The sequence below is a fragment of the Dysgonomonas sp. genome (assembly GCF_035323175.1).
Taxonomy (GTDB): Bacteria; Bacteroidota; Bacteroidia; order Bacteroidales; family Dysgonomonadaceae; genus Dysgonomonas.
Genome location: NZ_DAOKYH010000028.1, coordinates 18,853 through 28,331, shown reverse-complemented (window position 1 = coordinate 28,331; position 9,479 = coordinate 18,853). Strand labels below are relative to the sequence as shown.

At 35.3% G+C, this 9,479-nt stretch carries 11 protein-coding genes and 1 pseudogene; 5 read left to right on the top strand and 7 right to left on the bottom strand.

The genetic code is table 11. The annotated features are described in order from the left end of the window. Positions 1-213: PcfJ domain-containing protein (locus PKC55_RS17340; protein ID WP_291129854.1), on the top strand; the 213-nt coding region annotated here is incomplete at its 5' end. Positions 214-720: 507 nt separating this feature from the next. Next, positions 721-882, top strand: coding sequence for a DUF7688 family protein (locus PKC55_RS17335; RefSeq protein ID WP_167755454.1), 162 nt, complete (start codon positions 721-723; stop codon positions 880-882). Positions 883-1,380: 498 nt separating this feature from the next. Here the strand turns inward: PKC55_RS17335 and PKC55_RS17330 are convergent, their stop codons facing one another. Then, complete coding sequence (locus PKC55_RS17330) at positions 1,381-2,379, bottom strand: YhdH/YhfP family quinone oxidoreductase (RefSeq protein WP_135105867.1); 999 nt, start codon at positions 2,377-2,379, stop codon at positions 1,381-1,383. 115 nt (positions 2,380-2,494) lie between these two features. Here PKC55_RS17330 and PKC55_RS17325 point away from each other — a divergent pair, with 115 nt between their 5' ends. Then, positions 2,495-2,818 carry a winged helix-turn-helix transcriptional regulator gene (locus PKC55_RS17325; RefSeq protein WP_135105869.1) on the top strand — a complete coding sequence of 108 codons (324 nt, stop codon included), beginning with the start codon at positions 2,495-2,497 and terminating at the stop codon, positions 2,816-2,818. Positions 2,819-2,850: 32 nt separating this feature from the next. On the opposite strand, the pseudogene PKC55_RS17320 reads toward PKC55_RS17325, so the two are convergent. Both PKC55_RS17320 and PKC55_RS17315 read right to left on the bottom strand, forming a co-directional pair. Further along, positions 2,851-3,030 (bottom strand): annotated as a pseudogene (locus PKC55_RS17320) (transcriptional regulator); the annotation flags it as partial. Positions 3,031-3,073: 43 nt separating this feature from the next. After that, the gene (locus PKC55_RS17315) at positions 3,074-4,084 is read right to left on the bottom strand and encodes an IS110 family RNA-guided transposase (protein WP_135105871.1); all 1,011 of its coding nucleotides are present in this window, start codon (positions 4,082-4,084) and stop codon (positions 3,074-3,076) included. Between the two features lie 908 nt (positions 4,085-4,992). On the opposite strand from PKC55_RS17315, the gene PKC55_RS17310 reads away from it, so the two are divergent. Together PKC55_RS17310 and PKC55_RS17305 are read left to right on the top strand one after the other, a co-directional pair. Further along, positions 4,993-5,913, top strand: coding sequence for a hypothetical protein (locus tag PKC55_RS17310; protein ID WP_135105873.1), 921 nt, complete (start codon positions 4,993-4,995; stop codon positions 5,911-5,913). A 117-nt stretch (positions 5,914-6,030) separates the two neighbouring features. Continuing rightward, complete coding sequence (locus tag PKC55_RS17305; RefSeq protein WP_135105875.1) at positions 6,031-6,942, top strand: GNAT family N-acetyltransferase; 912 nt, start codon at positions 6,031-6,033, stop codon at positions 6,940-6,942. Between the two features lie 198 nt (positions 6,943-7,140). On the opposite strand, the gene PKC55_RS17300 is transcribed toward PKC55_RS17305, so the two are convergent. The 4 genes from PKC55_RS17300 to traN form a co-directional block, all read right to left on the bottom strand. Further along, the gene (locus PKC55_RS17300; protein WP_167755455.1) at positions 7,141-7,284 is read right to left on the bottom strand and encodes a hypothetical protein; all 144 of its coding nucleotides are present in this window, start codon (positions 7,282-7,284) and stop codon (positions 7,141-7,143) included. 19 nt (positions 7,285-7,303) lie between these two features. Further along, on the bottom strand, positions 7,304-7,762 hold the full coding sequence (locus tag PKC55_RS17295) for a DUF3872 domain-containing protein (protein ID WP_291129842.1): 459 nt from the start codon (positions 7,760-7,762) through the stop codon (positions 7,304-7,306). Between the two features lie 81 nt (positions 7,763-7,843). Further along, on the bottom strand, positions 7,844-8,428 hold the full coding sequence (locus tag PKC55_RS17290) for a conjugal transfer protein TraO (protein ID WP_291129839.1): 585 nt from the start codon (positions 8,426-8,428) through the stop codon (positions 7,844-7,846). Between the two features lie 47 nt (positions 8,429-8,475). Continuing rightward, on the bottom strand, positions 8,476-9,396 hold the full coding sequence (gene traN, locus PKC55_RS17285; protein WP_291129836.1) for a conjugative transposon protein TraN: 921 nt from the start codon (positions 9,394-9,396) through the stop codon (positions 8,476-8,478). Between the last annotated feature and the right edge of the window lie 83 nt (positions 9,397-9,479).

Below are 9,479 nucleotides of genomic sequence, written 5' to 3'. Positions count from 1 at the left end.
CATTGCGTAGGCTCTTATCACTCAAAAGCCGATTCACTTATCCTTTCGGCTTGTATAGATGGACAGAGGATTGAAACCATAGAAATATCCATATCTCAATTAAAAGTTATCCAATCGAGAGGGGTATGCAATAAGAATACAAAGTACCACAAACAGATAATAGCACTTGTAGAAAACAACATTCCACTTATTGAGCAAAGATTAGCAGCATAAGATTTACTTAATATATAGTCAACAGTATGATAGCAAATAAAATAGCAATCACCTATAAAAGCAAAGTGTATATCCTAAACAGGACAGAGAGCAAACATTATCAGATAGGCTTTGAAACAGACCGATAGGTAATTATATCCATCAGCTACAGAAGCCAAGATTATAAAATACCTGATATACTGTTATACAAATACAATATTCTTGTTTACTAGAGCAAAGAATATGATTGGGTAATTACTATATCAGGAAATGGAAGTTGGAGAATAAACTAAAAACGGTTGTCATCAAAAAGCTGAAAACCAATGAATTTTGGTAAGGAGGGCATATATTCCAGGCAGAACGTCCATTCAAACCCCATGAAAATTTTGGATATGTGCCTAATGCTGTAGGACATGAGAACCTGTATTTCAAAAAGGCAGACATCTTCCTGATAGATCGGGATATTTTAGTTGTTCCATGCGGAGGATTTTTAGGTCAATATGCAATTGAATAAAATAGATACAGATTATGAAACAGGAAATAAAACAAAACGTAGAAACAATTATCGGAAGTGATCATAACATATCCATACCCATCATATCTAATAACCTGACAAGGAAAAACAGTAAGGATATTAAGGACTATCAATTGTATATCAAATATACAGCCATCCGCATAATGCGGTTCTAATAGGGAAAAATCGAATGTTGTGAGAATGGAATATTCATAAGGATAGGATATATAACAAAAAGTTTATCGATAACATAAGATGGGCAGATAATCTGCCTGATTACTATTCTTATGAGATTTCCAAATAAAATTCAACTATTTTTTTAATAAATAGGCTACCTTTACACGTATGAATAAATGGGAAATAAAAGAATATCGTTGTAACCCTATTCAATAACAAAACGTACCAGTTCAGGTGAAAATTATATTTGTTATACAAAATGAATCTAATTGCTTTATATTCAATACCTATTATTCGATAACCCATGTAGGTTATAGTGCAGTGCGTAGGCTTTACCTACTCGGATACCAAGTCTTAATTTTTTTCATTTTGCCTCTACTTTTATTATGACCGTCAAGACCAGATAAGCCCTCGATCATAATTGCCAGTGCCACAAAGAAATCCAGTCGGGGCGTTCCCCGACGACCAGTGACTAACTCAGTGAGCTTATTTCATACTCAATCCTCGTGTTTTAGTATAAAACGACCTTTAGCCTTGCCATCCAGAACATTATCAAGTGTTTCAGGCAAATCATGAAGGGATATTTCTTTTACTATTTTTTCAAGGTTAGACGGCTTCCATTCTTTCGCAAGTTTTTTCCATATCTCTTCTTTTTTTGAGATAGATATTTCCACTGAATCTACGCCAATTAAACGCACTCCACGCAATATAAAAGGAAAAATACTTGTATTAAGCTCGGCAGAAGCGACCATTCCACAACAGGTAACTACCCCTTCGTATTGGCTTGCTTTAAGCATTCCCGATAATATTTCTCCTCCGACTGTATCTATCGAACCTGCAAATAAAGGCTTTGCTAATGTTTTTTTATTATAGCTTTCTATAAATTCATTTCTGCTGATGACTTCTTTTGCTCCTAATGTTTGTGTGAGAAATAAATGCTCATCTTTACCTGAAATAGCAGTTACATCATATCCTAATTTTGCAAGTATAGATACGGCAATACTACCAACTCCACCTGTTGCACCACTTACCACAATTTTTCCATTATCGGGCAATATTCCATTCTCTGTAAGGTAGTTTACTGACAGGGCTGCCGTTAAACCTGCTGTGCCGAAAGACATGGACTCTTTAGCTGATAACTCCTTCGGCAATAATATAGCCCAAGATTGAGGAATAGAAATATATTCTCCGAATCCTCCCCATGTATTCATACCCAAATCGTATCCTGTTATCAATACATCACTTCCTAAGGCAAACTTATCTGATGCGGATTCTATAACAGTACCAACTGCATCTATTCCCGGAACGTGCGGATAGTGTTTTGTTACTCCTTTGTTTCCGCTTGATGAGAGGGCATCCTTGTAATTTATTGATGAATATTTTACTTTTACCAGCAAATCGTTTTTGGGTAAATCATTCGTGTTTAACGTGACGATTTTCTTGTCGTATGCACCGTTATTTTCTGTTACTAATAATGCTTTGTAGTCCATTTTCATCTTTTTTGTGTAAATTTACAGCGTTATTATTTATAAAACAATAACTTACAAGACATTCCGTTACGGAACAAAAGTTCCGTATCACTGATTTACAGAAGAAAAATAATTAAAAAAAATGGTAGAACCTGAATATATTTGCCCTTCGGATGTTTTCTTAAAAGTTATAAAGGGAAAATGCAAGACAACTATAATAGTACTAATCCAACGAAATATAAACAGATTTAGCGAAATAAGGCGTTCGTTACCGACTATTAGCGAAAGGATGCTTTCAACTCAACTTAATGAATTGGTTAGGGACGGTATAATACGAAGGGAATCTTTTAATGAAATTCCCCCTCGTGTAGAATATTATTTAACCGAATATGGAGAGACTATTTATCCCATTATAAAAGAAATGAGAAAGTGGGGGTATATATATTTAGAGAGGCAACAGAAATAAATATCTTCAAAATTTCACTCCATCTCCCAATACTCCTTGATCCGCTGTTCGCAAATACTTTTTGCCACCGGAAAGATTTCCGACATATCTCCATGATAGCAGCGAATCTGTTGTGCCAGCATTTGCAATATAGCAATGCGTATAGGGTGTCCCAGCGCTTTGGCAAAGCGGGCAAGCAGTTCCTGTTCTGTTGTCAATTCTTGTTTTGCCATTCTTTCATCAATATAGTTCGCAAAACCACGAACAATGATTTAATTATGCAAATTGGTTAGCATAATTAAAGTCATAAGACTGATCGTTTCTAATAACAGCAAACATGCGGGTAATAAGTTTGCCTCTTATTGCGTTCAATACAGACATTTTATTCTTTCCTTCAGCTATCTTCCTGTCATAATAAGTTCGTAGTTCACTATCTTTATTCTGGAGTGCTGACAATGCTGCCAGATGAAGCAATGTTTTAATACTTTTATTTGCTCTTTGAGAAACTCGATTCCTTGAATGTTGGCTACTGCCGGATAAGTAACTGAATGGAGCAACTCCTGCATGACAACAAAATTTTCGACTATCGGTAAATTTTGTAAAGGCTTGGGTTTCCAGTATCATTTTTACAGAAGTTTTACTCCCGATTCCTTCAATACTTAATAATAATTCCATTTGTCGGGATAGCAAAACATCATTCTTTATGATATTTTCAATCTCAATTTCTATGTTGTTTATCGCTTTATCTAACTCTTTGATAAGTAAATTCAGTCTTTTAGACTTCAATTTATAGATATAATCTGGCATATACTCTTTTTGATCAGATAACTGAGCCTGATATTTAGCCCTATCAACGCATAGCATATTTAATTCCGCAGATAATAATTTGATTGATTCAATACTGGCTGAGGGTTTCTTATATAATTTTATCCTATCAATGTATCGAAAAGCATATAAAGCAATACGTTTAGCATCTATTAAATCGTTTTTTTCTCGTTGTAATCCGGAACTATATTTTATCTGTGTTGGATCTTCTAACCAAAGTTTATAACTGTTAGTTTGGCAGGCTACTACTAAAGGATAGATATACAATCCGGTATATTCGGCACATACAACTATTTGCTCAATATCAGTGCTTTCTTCAATACAAATGATTGAAATATAGCTTTCTATACTCTTTGGGTGGTTTGAGATAACATCTTGTCTAATTACAATTCCGTTACATAATAGACAGCAATCCAAGTTCTTTTTGCTTACGTCAATTCCAATAAAATAATTTTCTTTCATGGTAAAATGATTTAATGATTTACTCTTTGGAAAGGCACTTGAATATATCCTAAAAACCTTAAATATCTTCTCAGATTAAATTCTTATATAGGTCTAATTCAAGATAAAGTAACAAGATCACGATAGTAACATAAGTTTTTCCTAACTTCCAGATTGATTTACTTGTTACCCTCCTTTTCCTTATTGAATAACGCAAATCATAAGGTTTTATCAAAATGAAATAAAAGAATGAGTTCCAAATAGTAACATAGACCTTATATTTCTCTTTTTCCATACAGCAAGACATAGAAAAACTTCTTATCGTTGGTATTTACAAAGTTTTATTTAAATGCTCTCTTATAGGAATATATTAATAAAATCAACACATTTGTATAAAATGCAACTTTTATGAGTGAAAAAACAATAAATAGACTAAATATAATACTTGTATCGAAGAATTTAAGTAGCAAATGGTTAGCTGAACAATTAGAAAAAAAATGAAGCTATTATTTCAAGATCATGTACCAACGAAGTACAGCCTCCAATCAAAACTTTTGTTCAGATTGCAAAAAAATTAGATGTAAAACTTAATGACTAAAAGCATTATGAAAATCCCTTTTAAGGTTTCAGCAAGAGTAGGAAAACTCCTAAGTCGAGAAAAGTTCTTCCAGGATACTCTTAAATCAGTATTTTGGGGAAATAATTATTGTAAATTCAGTATAATAAGCGTATTTTTATTTAGTAATTCCTCTTTATTTATTTTTCTACACTCTACTTTTGTATTTGAAATTCAACTAAATATCATCCAGTATAAATGATCTACTTCCAAGTGTATCATAAATTGCGATCATAATCATTACCTAGAAAGATTGCATAAAGAAAGACTGATTTGATATTCATAAAACTAAATTGATTTAACGTTAAAAAGAATGAGTGCAAGCAAGCTACACCGAATCCTACTTATTTTCTCAGTTATATTTATCTCAGCCTGTAGTAATTCGAAGCCAGTATGGGAATATTTGGCAGATAACCCACTGGAAGCAGATATTATTATCAAAATAGACGACAAAGAATATACTATTCCGGCTAAAAGTTCTCTGCCTATTGGCATCACTCAAGGTAAACACACCTTGACATATAAGGGTAATTCTGTTAATTTTGTAACCAAGGTCAATAGCAATAAATCTGTTACGATAATGAATCCCACCCTTTCGAACTACATGCTACATGCTAACTTTTATGTGATGGAAAACGTACAGGACAAGAGTGTTGATAATATTTACGATGAGAATAGTGTTGAATACCAAGCAAGCAGCGGTATCGTAAAACTGCCGGTTCAAGTACTCAATACGCTATTCCTCGAAAAAGCACATACTCCCTGGATGTTTGGGTTGGATGAAAATGCCAAAGACCAAATAAGTGTGAGTTATGCTCACAAGCAAAATGTAATTCGCAAATTATACAGAGAGCAGGATTATAAAAAAGAGTTTGCGGGTGAACTGCCCGAAGGTATCATTTTTCCAACAAACACGAAACGATTGAGTGAGCAACCTGCTTATACTTTTCCTGCGCAGTCGTTAGAATGCGACTGCAATGCAGCTAATAACTATATGAAAGAATTGGAAAGCAGCTGGCAAAGTATAATTAGCAATCCTGACAATATTTACCAGGATTTGGCCAAATTGTATTCTGAGGCCTCACGGCAACAAACAGCAAGCAGTGAACTTAAAAAACAATGCGGCTCTCGCTTCAACCCCGGATTGGATGACAAAGCATTTTCCGAAGCACTGAGCCGGATGAGTGAAGAAATGAAATATCTGTCGGATGCAAGCTCTTTTATTGTAAAATAAAATTCAAGAGTAGAACCGAAAGACGAAGGCCTATCTCAAGTCATAAGAACTTCACTTCTAATAATGAAATGTTTGTAGTGGCAGAAAAGTAAAATTAACGAAAGGAGGCATAAGACTATGGAAAAAGTAGTAATAAGGAACAAGCAATACAATTACATCACTGATTATAAAAACGATGGAAAACTAAGAAACTGTTTGCATACATTAACGCAAAAGGTTTGGGGTTTCGATTTTGAAAAGTGGTACATCAGTGGCTATTGGCAAGACAGTTGCCTGCTGTATTCTTTATTAGACGGTAATAAGATGGTTTCTCATATTACCGTCAGTGTGATTGATTTTATTGTTCTGGGAAAAAAGAAACGGTTTATACAATTAGGTACGGTTTCCACAGACCAAGAGTATAGAAAGTTAGGGCTGAATAAATTTCTCATGGAGAAAGTATTAGATGAATGGAAAGACAAATCCGATATGATCTATTTGTTTGCGAATAATAGTGTTCTAGATTATTACACTCTGTTTGGGTTTAATACTGCTAACGAATATGTCGCTACCCGAAAGATAGATTTTGTAAGAAACAAATACATTATTAGAAAGCTGGACGTAAATAATCAGTCTGACCACCGGCTGCTTTATACAAAAGCAAAAAATGCAATTCCTCTATTCAACATTTCAATGGTTGACAATGCAGGATTAGTCATGTTTTACTGTAACTATTTTGACAAATTCAGCTTTAAAGAGAACCTTTACTACGTTGAAGTTCTCGATACAATCGTTATAGCTGAATATAAAGATAATGATCTTATCTTATATGATATCTTATCTACCCAAAACGTTGAAATAGAGGAGGTAATTCATGCAATGCATACAGAAAAAACACAAAATGTAGTTATGTATTTTATGCCTATAGATAATAAGAAGTATAACATTGAATTGTCAAAAGAGGAAAACTCTACCTTATTTGTATTGAGTAGTGAATCAAAAATATTTGAAAATCAAAGGTTAATCTTTCCAATATTGTCTCATACATAAAACAAACAAGAAAAGTCCGGGTGAAATACTGGAGTTTTATTATGTATACCGACAGCCTTGGAAAAACATTTTAGTGCGAAATAAATTAAGTTGCTGACTATCGGCCGTGAGTATTAGCCGAGTCTTCCGATAGTAAGTCCTAAACTGAATCATTATCCAAAGCCAAACTACCAAGTAATATGGCTTTGGACTAGATTTTCAAATATCGAAATTATACACATTGGATAATAATTTATTGGGATAATCCCATAGTTCTTTATCCGTCGGAGCTCTTCTTAGTTTATAGACAATAACTGCCCATACTACTACCTGATATACAAAGAAGCTTATTGCCATGCCCATTTGTCAGCAATTTAAATTGTTAATACTTTAAATTTACGTCGCTACGACCGGTATTGGTCGAATTATTGGTGAAGCTGAAACTCTTTTGTATTACCCTCCCAAAAGAATTAACGATGTACACGTCCACAACCTGCCTGCTCGTACCAAGAGAGGTATAGTAAAGCCTGAATGTTCTCTTTGTCATCGGATACAGGTCATTCGGGGCAAAAACAGTTCCCTGATCATCCATTAGAATCCCCTCACCGTCACTTTGAAAATATCTGATAAAGTATACATTCTCTAGGTAATCCCCCTCTGTGACTAACTTACATCTAATTTCCGCAGTCTCATTGACTGCTATTGTCTTCTGAACCGGAAGCGTCTCCAGATCAAAGTCATAATCCTGTTTAATGTCCAACCGGTCACTACAGGCACACACGAATGTCAGTGCTGTAAGCACATAACATCCGATAAGTATTTTTCCTATTTTATTTTTCATTTTTATAAATAATTGAAAATTTAATCGTACACTTTAAGTATAACTATCTTTATGAGCTAAGTAATAAATAGTTCTGCGAGCTTAATTGATTATAAATTTTACACCGACTCCCAGCTGTGTATGGAATTTTCCGACAGAACTGCTCAGCAGCAAGCGTTCCCGTGCAGAAAGGATCAGAACAACACGGTCGGACAGATAGGTTTCCATTTCAAGTGTTATAGCAGCACCATAGACAAAAGCACCTTCAGAGGTAAGTGTCGAGCCATCATAAAGAACTTTGTCATCCCAATTACAAGACTCATACCCGCCCAAAGCCGACAAGCCTAAAGAGGAATAGAAGGTCTTACCTGCATCCGATAAAAAATTATAATAGTAGCCACCTTCGGCAGTAAATGTAGAAACAGGTATAGCCGTCTCTTTATATAGGTAGTTTTTTTGAAGATATTCAGCTCCAAATATCCATTTGTTACCTGCCGATACATATTTACTGATAGCAGCACCAAAAGAGAATGCTTCCCTGTCTTTCTTTTGGCTGACCCCGTCTACAGTCCCGGCTCTAAGTTCTACTCCCTTCATTCCCGGCAGGCATCGCTGAGCCTTTGCCGTATTTGTAACTATCAGGCTGAATGGGAAGACCAATGATATTATTAATAGAAGTCTATACATATGCTTGTTGTTATTAGAATACATAAAAAGGTCTGTGAACTGAGCCTTTATTTTACTTCAAGTTCATTAATTACCCTTGCCCTGACCAGATCATTATTTTCAACGACAAAGGACTGGTGGCGGCTACCCTCTTTTTCGTTGAGTTCTATAATGAGCTCCTTGTCATCAGGAATCGTAAATTTAGGCAGGGCAAATACCGTCCTTTGGTCACGCCTACCGTCTATCTGCATCGCAAAATTGTGTACTCTGACTGGGGTTATGATTGTCTCCTGAATAGCTGTACGTTTAGCTATTTTTTTATCCACAATCTTGAATGTGGCAAAATCTACGCTAAAGGGGACATTCGAAGAATTTTTTACCTGCGTATGAAAATAAAGCAATCCATTGTGTGAGTAGATTCCTTTCAATAGAAATTGTACCCCGAAACGCTTGGAGCCTATATGTTTTATTTCCCGTTTGTCGTTTTTATAGATCGAATTCATAATCAGTTTTACCAATAAGGGTGATTCTTTACCCAGCTCTTCTAAATAAATATCCTGGGCATTATTGGGACGGTTTACCGCCTCCCCATCGTGGATAAAATCTTTCATCTCTATGTTTAGCTTCTGTGGCTCATCCGAATATTTGACATTAAAGGTGTAGTAACTACCTTGATCGGTGATAACCGCCATATTTGTTTCGGAACTAAAATCCCGGACAGCGGCTTTCACCCGCAGGACATTTTCTGCTCCCTCAGCTTTTCCGGCTATCAAGTCGGAAGACCCCAAATCGACATAGCGTATCGCATCGGGAAAAATAATATGTACTGTTTTTCCGAAGGTGACCTCCAGACCATAAGGCGGAATCATCCGGTCAAACATAACGGGACGTGTCAACCCATTATATAAATCACCCGAAGAAGGGTTTTCCTGAGCCATAACAGACAGGATACTTGCTGCAAAAGCGAAAATTAAAATCAGGTGTTTCATAACTAAAATTGTTTTAATGTTTTTAATACAGACCGTGTTTGAGGCAACCTCCCGAGCATTCGTCCGGTGCTTATGTTTTATCG